This is a genomic window from Methylomonas sp. 2BW1-5-20, assembly GCF_052474515.1.
In genome coordinates this window covers 3,550,756-3,567,093 of sequence record NZ_CP184127.1, presented here as the reverse complement: position 1 = coordinate 3,567,093, position 16,338 = coordinate 3,550,756, and the positions used below count along the sequence as shown (strand labels likewise).

The window sequence follows — 16,338 nt, the reverse complement described above, 5'->3', positions numbered from 1 at the left end:
ATTTGATGCATACGGATGCCGACCGAGCTTTAGATTTGTTTTTCAACCATTTGATTTCGGAAAGACGAGTTGCCGAACATACATCGACTAATTATCGGCGTGATTTGACACGATTTATGAGGTTTTGCGATACGCAAAAACTTAAGTGTTGGCAGGATGTGCAGGTAGGGAGCATACGGAGATATATTGCCGGGCGTCACCAAGCTGGGATTGCCGGTAAAACAATTCAACGGGAATTAGCTGCATTACGCAGCTTTTATCGATTTTTGTTAAAAACTCATCAGGTAGAGCACAACCCCGCTCAGCATGTGCTCGCGCCAAAAATATCTAAAAGGCTTCCCAGTGTGTTGGATGTCGACCAGATGGCGGGAATGCTGAGCGTCACGCCGGATTCGGTGCTTGAAATCCGGGATTTGGCGATGTTCGAATTATTTTATTCATCGGGATTGCGGTTGAGTGAGTTAGTGATGCTTGATCTATCGGACATCGACTTTTCGGCTGGATTTTTGAAGGTGCGATTTGGTAAAGGTGGTAAGCAAAGACAGTTGCCTGTCGGTGAAAAGGCGCTCGGTGCGATTAAGGTTTGGCTAGGGTGTCGGCCAGATGTTGGCGAGGATGCGGTTTTTGTTTCTTTACGAGGACGCCGGTTAAGTCAAAGAAGCGTGCAGCTAAGATTGGATCGCTGGGGTAAAAAAAACGGTATAGCCGAGCATCTTCATCCACATATGTTGAGGCATTCTTTTGCCAGTCATCTGCTTGAAGCTAGTCAGGACATAAGGGCTATTCAAGAATTATTGGGGCACAGTGATATTTCCACCACCCAAATATACACACATTTGGATTTTCAGCACCTTGCTGCTGTATACGATCAGGCGCATCCGCGGTCAAAGAAACTTTAAAAGCTATTTTAGAAAAAGGGCTTGACGAGTAGTGATTGTATGATTAAAATGCACGGCTCTTCACTGCTCTGGCTTTTAAGTTTTAGCAGCGAGGCGGTCGGCATGGTTCGGCGGGTTTAAGGTTGTTGATTGGCAGGTTCGTTTTTGGTATTTCGGTTTTTTGAAATGGCTTAAAAATAAATTTGACAGAAACTGAAAACGCTGTAGAATATGTCGGCTCAACAGGGCGAAATGCTCTGGCTCTTTAACAAACTAAATCGAAATAATTTGTGTGGGTATGTGTAGCGACTATGTGCTGTTAGAAATAGTCGACACAGAAACCACGTCAATTCGCAAGAAAAGATGTTCTGTAGTCGAGCCAAGATTGGTCACTAATCTTATTTAGTGACAAGTTAAAATTAAACTGAAGAGTTTGATCATGGCTCAGATTGAACGCTGGCGGTATGCTTAACACATGCAAGTCGAACGGTAGCAGGCCTTCGGGCGCTGACGAGTGGCGGACGGGTGAGTAATGCATAGGAATCTGCCTATTAGTGGGGGACAACGTGGGGAAACTCACGCTAATACCGCATACGCCCTACGGGGGAAAGCTGGGGATCTTCGGACCTGGCGCTAATAGATGAGCCTATGTTGGATTAGCTAGTTGGTAGGGTAATGGCCTACCAAGGCGACGATCCATAGCTGGTCTGAGAGGATGATCAGCCACACTGGGACTGAGACACGGCCCAGACTCCTACGGGAGGCAGCAGTGGGGAATATTGGACAATGGGCGAAAGCCTGATCCAGCAATACCGCGTGTGTGAAGAAGGCCTGAGGGTTGTAAAGCACTTTCAATAGGAAGGAATACCTGCCGGTTAATACCCGGTAGACTGACATTACCTATACAAGAAGCACCGGCTAACTCCGTGCCAGCAGCCGCGGTAATACGGAGGGTGCAAGCGTTAATCGGAATTACTGGGCGTAAAGCGTGCGTAGGCGGTTGTTTAAGTCAGATGTGAAAGCCCTGGGCTTAACCTGGGAACTGCATTTGATACTGGGCAACTAGAGTTTAGTAGAGGGGAGTGGAATTTCAGGTGTAGCGGTGAAATGCGTAGAGATCTGAAGGAACACCAGTGGCGAAGGCGGCTCCCTGGACTAAAACTGACGCTGAGGTACGAAAGCGTGGGTAGCAAACAGGATTAGATACCCTGGTAGTCCACGCCGTAAACGATGTCAACTAACTGTTGGGTTCTTAAAGAACTTAGTAGTGGAGCTAACGTATTAAGTTGACCGCCTGGGGAGTACGGCCGCAAGGCTAAAACTCAAATGAATTGACGGGGGCCCGCACAAGCGGTGGAGCATGTGGTTTAATTCGATGCAACGCGAAGAACCTTACCTACCCTTGACATCCAGAGAATCTGTTAGAGATAGCGGAGTGCCTTCGGGAGCTCTGAGACAGGTGCTGCATGGCTGTCGTCAGCTCGTGTTGTGAAATGTTGGGTTAAGTCCCGTAACGAGCGCAACCCTTATCCTTAGTTGCCAGCGAGTCATGTCGGGAACTCTAGGGAGACTGCCGGTGATAAACCGGAGGAAGGTGGGGACGACGTCAAGTCATCATGGCCCTTATGGGTAGGGCTACACACGTGCTACAATGGCCGGTACAGAGGGCTGCGAACTCGCGAGAGTAAGCTAATCCCAAAAAGCCGGTCCCAGTCCGGATCGCAGTCTGCAACTCGACTGCGTGAAGTCGGAATCGCTAGTAATCGCGGATCAGAATGCCGCGGTGAATACGTTCCCGGGCCTTGTACACACCGCCCGTCACACCATGGGAGTGGGTTGCAAAAGAAGTAGGTAGTTTAACCTTCGGGAGGGCGCTTACCACTTTGTGATTCATGACTGGGGTGAAGTCGTAACAAGGTAGCCCTAGGGGAACCTGGGGCTGGATCACCTCCTTACAAAGACGGCACACCGTTACACGTACTCACAACAAATTATTTCGATTGAAAGACGCACCTGGGTCTGTAGCTCAGTTGGTTAGAGCGCACCCCTGATAAGGGTGAGGTCGGAGGTTCAACTCCTCCCAGACCCACCAACGCATAAAAGGCGAAAGCGACAAGGCGGAAAATGATCAGACAACAATTCTGGGTAGACTGGAACGTTGAATGGATTCGGATTTCGGCTTGAGTCTTGGTCTTTAGTCTGTTTTAGGGGCCATAGCTCAGCTGGGAGAGCGCCTGCCTTGCACGCAGGAGGTCGGGAGTTCGATCCTCCCTGGCTCCACCATTACGCTGAACGCTGAGGGTAACCAGTTCGTCAAATGTAAGCACTTGGATGTGGACATCAGCGCTATACAGTTTTATCCCAAAATAGAGATAAAGACTTTATAGCATTGGTATTCCTACCAATAGCTCTTTAACAATATGGAAATCTGTAACTATAGTAACGATCGGAAACGATCGAAACTGAAACGAGTTGCGGTTTGAATGATGTCAATGTCGAAAGATAAAGACAGCAAGCAAACAGCATGTCGTTCTCAAGCAGAAAAAATCAGCGAAAATGTCAGCTGACAGTATAACCAAAGTACAGACGTATTCGGGTTATATGGTCAAGTGAATAAGCGCATACGGTGAATGCCTAGGCAGTAAGAGGCGATGAAGGACGTTGTAGCATGCGAAAAGCTTTGGGGAGCCTGCAAACCGGCTGTGATCCAGAGATGTCCGAATGGGGAAACCCGGCGTGCATAAGCACGTCATCTTTGAGTGAATACATAGCTCACTGAAGCGAACCCGGAGAACTGAAACATCTAAGTACCCGGAGGAAAAGAAATCAACCGAGATTCCCTAAGTAGTGGCGAGCGAACGGGGACTAGCCCTTAAGCTAGGATAAGGTTAGTGGAACGGTCTGGAAAGTCCGGCGATACAGGGTGATAGCCCCGTACACGAAAACCTTTTTTTAGTGAAATCGAGTAGGTCGGAGCACGTGAAACTTTGACTGAATATGGGGGGACCATCCTCCAAGGCTAAATACTCCTTACTGACCGATAGTGAACTAGTACCGTGAGGGAAAGGCGAAAAGAACCGCGGAGAGCGGAGTGAAATAGAACCTGAAACCGTATGCGTACAAGCAGTGGGAGCCCCTTCGTGGGGTGACTGCGTACCTTTTGTATAATGGGTCAGCGACTTACATTTTGTGGCAAGCTTAACCGAATAGGGGAGGCGTAGCGAAAGCGAGTCTTAATAGGGCGTTTAGTCGCAAGGTGTAGACCCGAAACCGGGCGATCTATCCATGGCCAGGCTGAAGGTTGGGTAATACTAACTGGAGGGCCGAACCCACGTCTGTTGAAAAAGACGGGGATGAGCTGTGGATCGGAGTGAAAGGCTAATCAAGCTCGGAGATAGCTGGTTCTCCTCGAAAGCTATTTAGGTAGCGCCTCGTGTATCACTGCTGGGGGTAGAGCACTGTTTCGGCTAGGGGGTCATCCCGACTTACCAACCCGATGCAAACTCCGAATACCAGCAAGTGCAAGCACGGGAGACACACGGCGGGTGATAAGGTCCGTCGTGAAAAGGGAAACAGCCCAGACCGTCAGCTAAGGTCCCCAAATCTATGCTCAGTGGGAAACGATGTGGAAAGGCACAGACAGCCAGGAGGTTGGCTTAGAAGCAGCCATCCTTTAAAGAAAGCGTAATAGCTCACTGGTCGAGTCGGTCTGCGCGGAAGATTTACCGGGGCTAAGCATAGTACCGAAGCTACGGATTTACACGTAAGTGTGAGTGGTAGAGGAGCGTTCCGTACGCCTGCGAAGGTGCATTGAGAAGTGTGCTGGAGGTATCGGAAGTGCGAATGCTGACATAAGTAACGATAAAGGGGGTGAAAAACCCCCTCGCCGAAAACCCAAGGTTTCCTGCGCAACGTTAATCGACGCAGGGTTAGTCGGCACCTAAGGCGAGGCTGAAAAGCGTAGTCGATGGAAAACAGGTTAATATTCCTGTACCAGTAGTAACTGCGATGGGGTGACGGAGAAGGCTATATCAGCTGTCGGTTGGAAGTGGCAGTTTAAGCAGGTAGGCATGCATCTTAGGCAAATCCGGGGTGCTCTATGCTGAGACGTGATGACGAGCGGTTCGAAAGAACAGCGAAGTGATAGATGCCCTGCTTCCAGGAAAAACCTCTAAGCTTCAGGTTACTAGTGGCCGTACCCTAAACCGACACAGGTGGGTGGGATGAAAATTCTAAGGCGCTTGAGAGAACCCAGGTGAAGGAACTAGGCAAAATGATACCGTAACTTCGGGAGAAGGTATGCCGTTGATAAGTGAAGTCCCTCGCGGATGGAGCGTAAGGCGGTTGCAAAAAATCGGTGGCTGCGACTGTTTAGCAAAAACATAGCACTCTGCAAACACGAAAGTGGACGTATAGGGTGTGACGCCTGCCCGGTGCTGGAAGGTTAATTGATGGGGTTATCTTCGGAGAAGCTCTTGATCGAAGCCCCAGTAAACGGCGGCCGTAACTATAACGGTCCTAAGGTAGCGAAATTCCTTGTCGGGTAAGTTCCGACCTGCACGAATGGCGTAACGATGGCCACACTGTCTCCACCTGGGACTCAGTGAAATTGAAATCGCTGTGAAGATGCAGTGTACCCGCGGCTAGACGGAAAGACCCCGTGCACCTTTACTATAGCTTGACACTGGACTTTGAACCTACTTGTGTAGGATAGGTGGGAGGCTTTGAAGCGGGAACGCCAGTTCTCGTGGAGCCAACCTTGAAATACCACCCTGGTATGTTTGGAGTTCTAACCTCGACCCGTTATCCGGGTTAGGGACAGTGTCTGGTGGGTAGTTTGACTGGGGCGGTCTCCTCCTAAAGAGTAACGGAGGAGCACGAAGGTACCCTCAGCCTGGTCGGAAATCAGGCAATGAGTGCAAAGGCATAAGGGTGCTTGACTGCGAGACGGACAAGTCGAGCAGGTACGAAAGTAGGTCTTAGTGATCCGGTGGTTCTGTATGGAAGGGCCATCGCTCAACGGATAAAAGGTACGCCGGGGATAACAGGCTGATACCGCCCAAGAGTTCATATCGACGGCGGTGTTTGGCACCTCGATGTCGGCTCATCACATCCTGGGGCTGAAGCAGGTCCCAAGGGTATGGCTGTTCGCCATTTAAAGTGGTACGCGAGCTGGGTTCAGAACGTCGTGAGACAGTTCGGTCCCTATCTGCCGTGGGCGTTTGAGATTTGAGGGAAGCTGCTCCTAGTACGAGAGGACCGGAGTGGACGAACCTCTGGTGTTCCGGTTGTCATGCCAATGGCATTGCCGGGTAGCCACGTTCGGACAGGATAACCGCTGAAAGCATCTAAGCGGGAAGCCCCTCCCAAGATGAGATCTCACTGGGACTTTAAGTCCCCTGAAGGGCCGTCGGAGACTACGACGTTGATAGGCACGGTGTGGAAGCGCAGTAATGTGTGAAGCTAACGTGTACTAATTGCCCGTGAGGCTTGACCATATAACACCCAATGCGTTTGGGTCAGGTCAGATGACAAGCTGATAACCAACTGAGAATGACAAACTCGATACAGATTTCCATGAAGGCAGGTCAAAGCGAAATGCTTAGGACCTGTGCATGACGGCTGCAAAACAGCCTAACCAGTTTGCTTGGTGAACATAGCGAGCGTGAACCACCCGATCCCATCCCGAACTCGGAAGTGAAACCGCTTAGCGCCGATGATAGTGTGGCAGGTTGCCATGTGAAAGTAGGTCATCGCCAAGCGCCTAAACCAAAAGCCCTGCTGATACCAGCAGGGCTTTTTTTTTGACCGTTTGCTCCGCAGCGGTAACCGCTTTAAATTTGCAACAGCGGTTGCTAGAATCGGGCGATGTTAATTTTTTGAGTGAGAATAGCCATGAGTGCAATAGAACGAATCCAAGCCCAATTAACCGGTAACCCGGTAGTGTTGTACATGAAGGGCACGCCCGATTTTCCGCAGTGCGGGTTTTCCAGTCGAGTGGTTCAAGTCTTGGAGGCCTGTAATGCGGCGTATGCGCACGTTAACATCTTTGACGATCCGGAACTGCGCGAAGCCCTCAAGGCCTATTCAAACTGGCCTACCTATCCTCAGCTATATGTCCAAGGCGAGTTGATCGGCGGCTGCGACATCGTTTTGGATTTGTACAGCAAAGGCGAGCTGACGACATTACTGGCAGGTGCCGGCGCTACGCTTTAAGTCTAAAAGACTCATAATAGGCCGAATCTAACTGTTGTTCACCCTCTTTGCAGTTCAGAAAAGGGGTATTGATTGATGAGGATGTGCAATCACCTCATCGGGTATGCGGCGCTACTAAAGTGACAATGATCATGATATTGTCTGCCAGTGTGTAGCTCTGCTAAGGATCAACCGACTGCGCGCATGGGATATAATGTATGGCTAAATGCAACTCGCGTAAGTCGGTCAGGATTTAAATGGTCACTGGCGCTTATTTTTGGAGTCGGTAGATCGGTTTCAAAATCCTGACCTAATTTAGGCTGGATACGGTTAGGAATGAAGGACCGCTATGGGGGGCTTTTTGGTTACATTAGTCTTCCATTCGTAATTTTTCATCATGGGGACCGTAGTTTTACGATGTGCAATGGCTTCATTGTCGAGTGATTTGGCGATTCTAGGTACGCCGCATTCAGCTAAATACTCGATTCACTTCAATCGTTTGGCATGTCGCAAGGGTATGCTGGTTTTCTGTAAGCAACAAGTCCTCGAAGCTGATAAAACGCAATACATGAGGGCTCCAATTTACTGTCCATGGGCTTAAATTATGGTGTACTTAACTTTTCGGGGGGCCTCGCGAAGTGCCCGCAGCGAAGAAGAAACACGCTGTAGCCTTTTTACCGTCAAATTAAAGAGCGCTGACTAGGCCAAAATCCCTAGCTACCTAGGGGGAGAGTTGTCGCCGATAGCTTGTTCCGGATGCCGGGGAGCAAATTGAGCGATGATTGAGTGGTTTTCATCAGATGCATCAGTTTGTGACGTCGCTTTCTTGATTGGGCGTCCGGACATTGATGTTAATTATGGCGTCCACCGTAAGCGGCTCCGTTCCGTATGTTTGCTGAATAAAGAGTGCAAGGATATTTGAAGCAAGGGTTACTTAGGTGGCAATCTTAGATCAAATCCTTGACCGAGAGTCGGCATAAAAATGTTCAATTTATCTTGACAAGGATTGGTCAAGTGGTAGACTGCCACGCACCTCAAGGGACCGGGGTGTCTTCATAACGAAGGCTAGTAACATGGAAAAACAAAGAACTCCCGATACGATCGGGGATTTAGATAATCTTTTAGGAGGTAGAAATGGCTGCTACAACTGAATCAGTTAAGGCTGATGCTGCGGAAGCACCGCTTTTAAATCAAAAAAACCTGTGGGCAGGTATTACCCTGTACTTGGTTTTTTATTCTTTCATTCGTTGGTACGAAGGTGTTTACGGCTGGTCAGCTGGCTTAGACTCATTTGCTCCAGAGTTTGAAACATACTGGATGAACATGCTGTATATCGAGATTGTTATCGAAGTACTGTTGTTTGCTGGTATTAATGGCTATATCTGGAAAACTCGTGATCGTAAAGTAATGTCAATTACTCCACGTGAAGAACTGCGTCGTCATTTCACACACTGGACATGGTTGGTTTGCTACGGTTGGGCTATCTACTGGGGTGCTTCTTATTTCACAGAGCAAGACGGTACTTGGCATCAAACTATCGTTCGTGATACTGACTTCACTCCAAGTCACATCATCGAGTTCTACCTGTCATACCCAATCTACATCATTACTGGTTCAGCTTCTTTCATGTATGCAAAAACAAGACTGCCTACATACCATGAAGGTCTGCACTTGATGTATCTGATTGCGGTTATCGGTCCATTCATGATTCTGCCAAACGTTGGTTTGAACGAGTGGGGTCACACATTCTGGTTTATGGAAGAGTTGTTCGTTGCTCCATTGCATTACGGTTTCGTATTCTTTGGTTGGGCTGCTCTGGCTGTAATGGGTGTTGTGAACACCGAAGTAATGGCAATTGCAAAATTGCTGAAAAAAGATTTGGCTTAATAGCTTATCTTTAAAAGTAAAATACTATCTCCTTTCCTGCCGTTGCTTTTAAATAAGTGGCGGTAGGATAAAGAGAAGTGAAAAAAATATAATTTTAATTCTTTAGGAGGTAAGCTAATGAGCGCATCTCAATCAGCTGTACGTTCACGTGCGGAAGCGGTACAAGTTTCCCGTACGTTTGACTGGATGATTCTTTTTACACTGTTCACCGCAGTATTGGGTGGCTATCACATTCACTACATGTTGACCGGTGGTGACTGGGATTTTTGGACCGACTGGAAAGATAGACGTCTATGGGTAACCGTAGCTCCTATCGTTTCTATTACATTCCCTGCGGCTGTTCAAGCTTGCTTGTGGTGGAGATACCGTTTACCAGTTGGAGCGACTTTGTCTGTTGTTGCTCTGATGATTGGTGAGTGGATCAACCGTTACATGAACTTCTGGGGCTGGACATATTTCCCAGTTAACATTTGCTTCCCATCTAACCTGTTGCCAGGTGCCATTGTTCTTGACGTTATCCTGATGTTGGGTAATAGCATGACTCTGACAGCTGTTGTTGGTGGTTTAGCTTATGGTCTGTTGTTCTACCCAGGTAACTGGCCTGTTATCGCTCCATTGCACGTGCCTGTAGAATACAACGGCATGATGATGACTTTGGCTGACTTACAAGGTTACCACTATGTTCGTACAGGTACACCTGAGTACATCCGTATGGTAGAGAAAGGTACATTAAGAACTTTCGGTAAAGACGTTGCTCCTGTATCAGCGTTCTTCTCTGGATTCGTTTCTATCATTATTTACTTCTTGTGGCACTTCTTCGGCAGATGGTTCGCTAAAACCGACTTCATCGCTGACGACGCGTCTTAATTAGAAGAATAGTAAGAAAATGAACCTGGTGATTATTAGTCGCCAGAAAGTCTTAATTAAAATTCTCTAGTAATAGAGGAGGAAATATGAAAATAATAAAAGACAAAGTTGCAAAACTGTCCTTTGTCGCACTGTTGGTCGCAATGACAGCAGCGATGTTCTATGCTCCAACAGCATCTGCTCACGGTGAAAAATCACAGGCTGCGTTTATGCGTATGCGGACGATTCACTGGTTTGACCTGAACTGGTCAAAAGAAGAAGTGCCTGTTAATGAAACTATGACAATTTCTGGTAAATTCCTGGTATTCGCAGGTTGGCCAGAAACTGTTGATAAACCAGAAGTTTCATTTTTGAACGTTGGTATCCCTGGTCCTGTATTTATCCGTGCAGGTTCTTGGATCGGCGGTCAATTGGTTCCTCGTTCAGTTTCTTTGGAACTGGGCGAAGTTTATGAGTTCAAAGTTCTGTTGAAAGCTCGTCGTCCAGGTGACTGGCACGTTCACTCTATGATGAACGTTCAAGGCGGTGGTCCTATCATCGGTCCAGGCAAATGGGTAACCATTACTGGTTCTATGAGCGAGTTTGTTAACCCAGTTACTACTTTGACTGGTCAAACAATCAACTTGGAAAACTACGCACTGGACAACGTTTATTTCTGGCACGCAGTATGGTTCGCAATCGCGTTCGCATGGTTGTTGTTCTGGATCAAACGTCCATTGTTCGTTCCACGTCATATCGCTGTTAGCACTGGCAAAGCAGATTCTCTGATCTCAGCTGGCGATAAAAAAGTTGGTATCGTGTTTGCTGTTGGTACTCTGGTAATCGTTGCTGCATCCATGGGTGCAACAAATGAAAAATACCCTGTAACAACTCCATTACAAGCTGGTTTGTTGCGTGGTATGAAAACTTATCAACTGCCTGAAACTACTGTTTCGGTTAAAGTTGATGACGCTACCTACCGTGTGCCAGGTCGTGCAATGCAAATGACCTTGACCATCACAAACAATGGCGATTCAGCTGTGCGTTTGGGCGAGTTCAACACTGCAGGTGTACGTTTCTTAGATCCAGCGGTTCATGAAGATGATACAGCTTACCCAGATGATTTGCTGGCTGAAGAAGGCTTAACTGTTAGCGATAACAGCCCTCTGGCTCCAGGCGAAACACGTACAGTCGAAGTTACTGCTTCTGACGCTGCTTGGGAAGTATATCGTTTAGCTGACTTGATCTACGATCCAGACAGCCGCTTCGCAGGTCTGTTGTTCTTCTGGGATGAAAAAGGTAACCGTCAATTGGTAACAGTTGATGCTCCTCTGATCCCAACTTTCATCTAATAGTGAAAGTTTTCTAAGCCTAAAAACTTAGAAGGAAATTGAAACCCCCGCTATTGAAAGGTAGCGGGGGTTTTTTTTGGTAGAGCACTTGCGGAAATAAATGTTTTTAAGAGTAGAAATAATGAATAAAGTTTTATTGATTGTGGTAATGCTAGTCTTGAACGGTTGCGCTGAAAAAGAAGAGTATGAGAATGTGATTTTGGCACAAATGAAACAGGATAAAGATATTAAGGACTATGGAATCGAGCCCGAAATCATGACTAAATGTGTGATTGATAAATCCTCTAATAATATGCCCGGATTATTCTTAATAGATCCGGAAAGAAGGCAGGCTTATAAAAACTATACGAAAATGTTGGATCTTAATAAATCGACAGATCCGCAAAAGACATTAAATGATTTACGCGCAAGCTTCGGCGATCCGAAGAAATTAGCCGAAGCTCATTCAAATTATGTCGAGAGCGTAGTCGAATGTATGTCCGGTTTGGTTACTGGAGGCGAAGAAGGATTAAAAAAAGCTCAATAGCACTTTTGGCATTCCTAAATACAAGGATTGATAAAGTCTCTAAATTTTAAATCTATGTATGAATGTAAGTTGGCACATGCGGACGATAGTAGGTATTGAGTTTAAGTGGTATAAATTCGGTATGGTAGGGTGAAGCCTAAAATGTCAGGCGGAACTATTATTGAAGGCCTTATAAATAGTTCTTCAGGAGCACCGATTAATCGTAAGTTTGACTAGCTATAATCTGTTGCTTTGAAATCGGGATTTATTCATATGTAAATCCGAGACCGCAAGAAGCTTCAGTTAGCCTCCGGAGCTGATTTACGAACTTTGGCGAAGACCGGAATAGCATTCTGTTATGCATTTTTGACCTCATATCCCCTTTAAAGATCGATTCGGTACTTTTCGAAACATAAACTCCTCCACACGCGGTTTCAAACGTTTGCTGAACTGGCGCTACCGAAATACATTGACTATTATTCTGGCGTAGGTCAGTGAATAACGAATTGGGGGAGCGTATCGCTAAAAAATGATGTAAATTGTTGCGACAATTGGTTCAATTAAATTTAGGACGATAGTCGTGGCAATTATACTGAAAGTGCTTTCTTACAAAGGTTTGCCGCTACCAAGCGAATTATGTGTGGAGATCGATCAGCACGGCGGAACGATTGGGCGCAAACCTGGGAATAATATGGTGCTGCCGGATGCTGAAAGTTTTGTTTCCGGGCACCACGCAGAGATAATTTATTTGGGGGGGGATTATTTCATAAAAGATACGAGTAAGAATGGTACTTACCTAAGTAATGCGGCACAAAACTTAAATGATGCGCAAGCAGTCCTCACTAACAATGAAATATTACGTATAGGCGAGTATGAGATTCTGGTCGAAATATTGACCGAAAACGCAGTAAACGAAGCAATAAGTATCGAAAATATATTTTCTTCGCCTTTTGCCTCCCCATTTGCGAACGAACCGAAATCGGTGATTGATGAGCCATTAAGCTTTTCCCTTCCATTAAGCGCCACCGGAATGCCATTTTCCGAGCGTCCTCCAGTCTCCCCATTTCATGATAATTTTGCGGTACCAGATGTATCGCCCGCACAAAATGAAGGTAAAGACATAGCCGAATTTTTGAAGGGACTTGATTCCTTGAATGCGGTAGAGAAGCCGGTGTTTGCGTCCCCGGAAATGGATGATGCTATTTCGAAAAGCGCTAACGTATCGTTTATTCCCCCGTCCCTCAATTTATCGGAGCTCGACGAGATTGTCGAAACGACGGCGTCCGTGACAATTGAGCCGTCAAAGCCTGAACCAGTTTCTCCGAATAATAAAGCCGCATGGAAGCCACAATCGGAATTTGGCGGAACAAAAGCAGCCTCAAGCGATGGCGCACTAATGCATAAATTTTTAGAAGGTGCGGGAATAAAAGATCATGCCTTTTTGCCAGAGGAGCAATGGAGTGATGCGATGAAAGCAACCGGGCTATTATTCCGTAACTTGATCGAAGGATTAATGGATGTGTTACGAGCAAGGGCTGAAATGAAAAGTGAATTTCGCGTTTCTGTCACGACAATCCGCTCTTTTGACAATAACCCGCTAAAATTTAATCCCGACGTGGAAAGTGTGCTGAAACTGATGTTGGCACCCAATAATCCCGCATTCATCAACTCAAATGATGCAGTTAACGAAGCCTTCAAGGATATTAAGTATCATCAATTAGCTATGACATCGGGAATTCAAGCCGCACTTGCAGAGATTTTGCACCGCTTCGAGCCGGAAAGTTTTGAAAAAATATTGGGTGAAGGTATCGTTTTTCAAAAAAAAGCAAAATGCTGGGAGCTATATTGTGAAAAATATCCCGAGTTGAAAGCGCTCGCTATTGAAGGTTTTTTCGGAGATGAATTCGCGGAAGCATACGAAAAACAAATGCGATTGTTTGCGCGACGTTGATTTATTTACAGGTTTGCCAGTTAGCCCATTGCGTACGCTGGCGTTTCATTTAAATTGGTGACCAATAGAATATGTCAATCAACAATAGAGTTGTTTGGTCGGAAGGAATGTTCCTTAGACCCCAGCATTTTCAGCAGCACGACCGTTATCTGGAAAGTCTTATCGACGGCCGTTGTTACGGAATCCGCGCATACGATTGGGGATTCTCCGCGCTAAAGCTAGATACGGCACATTTGGCAATCGGCAAAATCAGTTTGACCGAAGCAAGGGGGATTTTTCAGGATGGTACGCCTTTTCATTTGCCGAATGAAGACGAACTACCATTACCATTGGAGGTCTCGGAAGGTATGGCCAATGAGATTGTCTATTTGGCGTTACCACTGAGGCGTCCTGATGCTGTGGAAGTAGATAGCGATAACAACCCCGATGGGTTAGCAAGATACCGAACTATTCATCGAGATGTCAGGGACAATAATGCCGGATACGACGGCCGTTACCCAGTCCAAATAGGCAGCATTCGGCCCAGGCTTATGCTAAGTAGCCAGGAACGCTCGGGGTATCTATGCTTAGGCATCGCCAATATAGTTGAAGTTCGCGCAGATAAAACTGTGGTATTGGACGACAGATATATTCCAGTCGTACTAAGGTCAGCTACCAGCAGTATTTTGTATGGTTTCCTTCGCGAGTTGCAGGGATTGTTACATACACGGGGCGAAGCTTTGGCCGCGCGCGTAGCGGGCACTTCGCAAGGCGCCGGTGTGGCCGAAGTCGCGGATTTTATGTTGCTGCAAACCATCAATCGTTATGAGCCTTTGCTAGCACATCTAACTGGAGATGCCGTGCTGCATCCGGAGTCGCTATTTTCCTTATGCTTACAATTGATGGGAGATCTTGCAACCTTTTACCGCCAAAATAAAAGGCCAGCAGTGTTGCCTGAATATCGGCATGACGATTTGCGCATTTGCTTCATTCCGTTAATCGAGGAGCTGCGACGCCTATTGAGCATGGTCCTCGAGCAGAATGCAATACAAATACCTTTAACCAAGCATAGTCCGTCGGTGTATTACTCCGGGCGTCCTGATCTTAAACTATTGGATCAGGCGATTTACGTGTTGGCGGCAAGCGCACAAGTGTCATCGGAGATGTTGCGGACGCATTTTCCGCCACAAGTCAAAATCGGTCCGGTCGAAGAGATCACGCAATTAGTCACGGCGGCGTTACCGGGTATCTCTATTCACCCATTACCGGTGGCGCCGAGGCAATTGCCGTATCACGCCGGATGCTCCTATTTCGAATTAGACAAGCAAAGCCCTTATTGGAAGAAAATGACCGATTCCGGCGGCTTCGCATTTCATATTGGCGGTAATTTTCCGGGATTGGAGTTGGAATTCTGGGCAATAAAAAAAGGGTGAAGACATGGTGCAACAAGGTCCGTTCGGCGATGACGACAAAACAGTGTTACGGCCTTCTCCGGGAGGAAGAATGCCGCAACAGCCGACATTCACACAAATATCGCCATCCCCTCAACCCCGCACAGCTCCTGATATAAACATTCCTGCGCTCAGCGTTTTTTCCGGTACGGATAACGATTCTTTATTGAGCATGGCGGCTGGAATACTTTCGTTGGCGGCAAGACTTAGGTCTACCGTTAGTTATGCCGGGGTTGACGAATTAAAGCAAAAGCTTGCGAAGGAAGTTAGGGAATTTGAAAATCGCGGTTTAAGCGCGGGCTTTCAGCAGGAATCCATGCGTATGGCTAGCTATGGCTTATGTACGTTTCTGGATGAAATTATCCAAAACACGCCCTGGGGCTCCCAAAGTAATTGGGGGCATCAGAGTTTGCTTATTCTATTCCATAAAGAAGCCTGGGGCGGTGAGCGTTTTTTTCAAATACTTGAACACTTGGTAAAACAGCCGGCGCAAAACCTGCCGCTCATTGAGCTCTGCTATGTGTTGCTCAGTTTCGGATTCGAAGGTAAATATCGAGTCATGGCGAATGGCAGCAACGAACTGGAAAAACAGCGGTTGGAACTGTATCAGCTGACTCAGCGAGTGCGGGGGGATTTTTCCCCGGAATTATCGCCCCGCTGGCACGGGCAAAAAACCGGTAATAGCTCTTTGATAACGCAAGTGCCGCTATGGGTATTTGCCAGCGCCGCAGGCGGGTTGCTGCTGCTTTGCTATCTCGGTTTTGCATATTTTATTAATTCGGCCTCCGACCCAGCGTATCGGGAACTGTTGAAGCTGGCCAAAGAGCCGGTACAGGTTTCCGCAGCGGTGACGATAACGCCGCCCGCGCCGGTTGTCGCCAATAGATTGGAACGTTTCAAGCCTTTATTACGGGACGAAATTTCCCAGAGTATGGTCGAAGTAGTCGACGATAGCATCATCCGCGTTCGTAATTCCTTTCCTTCGGGTAGTGACCAAGTCAAACCGGAGTTTCTGCCGATGCTAAAAAAAATCGCCAAGGAACTTGAGAATGAGCAAGACTCCATTTTGGTAACCGGACATACCGACGACAAACCCATCGTGTCGGCGCGTTTTCCGTCCAATTGGCATTTGTCCGCGGCACGCGCTAAAAACGTATTGGCGATTTTGACCGCATCCGCTCAATTAAAAGGTTCAGCCAGAGCGGAAGGCCGGGCTGACGGCGAGCCTTTGGCACCCAATGACACTCCTGAACATCGAGCCTTAAATCGGCGCGTCGACATCTTGATAAAGTGA

General features: G+C 47.2%; 9 protein-coding genes, 2 tRNA genes and 3 rRNA genes. All 14 read left to right on the top strand.

The window, feature by feature from the left end:
* Nucleotides 1–5 precede the first annotated feature (5 nt).
* Complete coding sequence (gene xerC, locus ACH50O_RS16550) at nucleotides 6–899, top strand: tyrosine recombinase XerC (protein ID WP_446808854.1); 894 nt, start codon at nucleotides 6–8, stop codon at nucleotides 897–899.
* A gap of 400 nt (nucleotides 900–1,299) precedes the next feature.
* Nucleotides 1,300–2,833 (top strand): 16S ribosomal RNA (locus ACH50O_RS16545).
* A gap of 60 nt (nucleotides 2,834–2,893) precedes the next feature.
* Nucleotides 2,894–2,970: transfer RNA gene (locus tag ACH50O_RS16540), tRNA-Ile, on the top strand.
* A 115-nt stretch (nucleotides 2,971–3,085) separates the two neighbouring features.
* Nucleotides 3,086–3,161, top strand: a tRNA-Ala gene (locus tag ACH50O_RS16535).
* A 320-nt stretch (nucleotides 3,162–3,481) separates the two neighbouring features.
* Nucleotides 3,482–6,376, top strand: a 23S ribosomal RNA gene (locus tag ACH50O_RS16530).
* Nucleotides 6,377–6,524: 148 nt separating this feature from the next.
* Nucleotides 6,525–6,640: ribosomal RNA gene (rrf, locus tag ACH50O_RS16525) — 5S ribosomal RNA — on the top strand.
* Together the 16S, 23S and 5S rRNA genes with 2 tRNA genes alongside form the textbook arrangement of a ribosomal RNA operon.
* Before the next feature lie 133 nt (nucleotides 6,641–6,773).
* Nucleotides 6,774–7,094, top strand: a complete 321-nt coding sequence (gene grxD, locus ACH50O_RS16520; RefSeq protein WP_446808060.1) for a Grx4 family monothiol glutaredoxin — start codon at nucleotides 6,774–6,776, stop codon at nucleotides 7,092–7,094.
* Between the two features lie 1,113 nt (nucleotides 7,095–8,207).
* Nucleotides 8,208–8,960 (top strand): bacterial ammonia monooxygenase, subunit AmoC, encoded by a 753-nt coding sequence (gene amoC / locus ACH50O_RS16515; protein ID WP_192372476.1) that lies wholly within the window; start codon nucleotides 8,208–8,210, stop codon nucleotides 8,958–8,960.
* Nucleotides 8,961–9,077: 117 nt separating this feature from the next.
* On the top strand, nucleotides 9,078–9,827 hold the full coding sequence (amoA, locus tag ACH50O_RS16510) for a bacterial ammonia monooxygenase, subunit AmoA (protein WP_036280011.1): 750 nt from the start codon (nucleotides 9,078–9,080) through the stop codon (nucleotides 9,825–9,827).
* An 86-nt stretch (nucleotides 9,828–9,913) separates the two neighbouring features.
* Nucleotides 9,914–11,158 carry a bacterial ammonia monooxygenase, subunit AmoB gene (gene amoB, locus ACH50O_RS16505; RefSeq protein WP_446808853.1) on the top strand — a complete coding sequence of 415 codons (1,245 nt, stop codon included), beginning with the start codon at nucleotides 9,914–9,916 and terminating at the stop codon, nucleotides 11,156–11,158.
* Between the two features lie 121 nt (nucleotides 11,159–11,279).
* Nucleotides 11,280–11,684 carry a hypothetical protein gene (locus tag ACH50O_RS16500; protein ID WP_446808852.1) on the top strand — a complete coding sequence of 135 codons (405 nt, stop codon included), beginning with the start codon at nucleotides 11,280–11,282 and terminating at the stop codon, nucleotides 11,682–11,684.
* Nucleotides 11,685–12,243: 559 nt separating this feature from the next.
* Nucleotides 12,244–13,614, top strand: a complete 1,371-nt coding sequence (tagH, locus tag ACH50O_RS16495) for a type VI secretion system-associated FHA domain protein TagH (RefSeq protein WP_446808851.1) — start codon at nucleotides 12,244–12,246, stop codon at nucleotides 13,612–13,614.
* A gap of 107 nt (nucleotides 13,615–13,721) precedes the next feature.
* On the top strand, nucleotides 13,722–15,026 hold the full coding sequence (gene tssK / locus ACH50O_RS16490) for a type VI secretion system baseplate subunit TssK (RefSeq protein WP_446808850.1): 1,305 nt from the start codon (nucleotides 13,722–13,724) through the stop codon (nucleotides 15,024–15,026).
* A 4-nt stretch (nucleotides 15,027–15,030) separates the two neighbouring features.
* On the top strand, nucleotides 15,031–16,338 hold the full coding sequence (icmH, locus tag ACH50O_RS16485) for a type IVB secretion system protein IcmH/DotU (protein ID WP_446808849.1): 1,308 nt from the start codon (nucleotides 15,031–15,033) through the stop codon (nucleotides 16,336–16,338).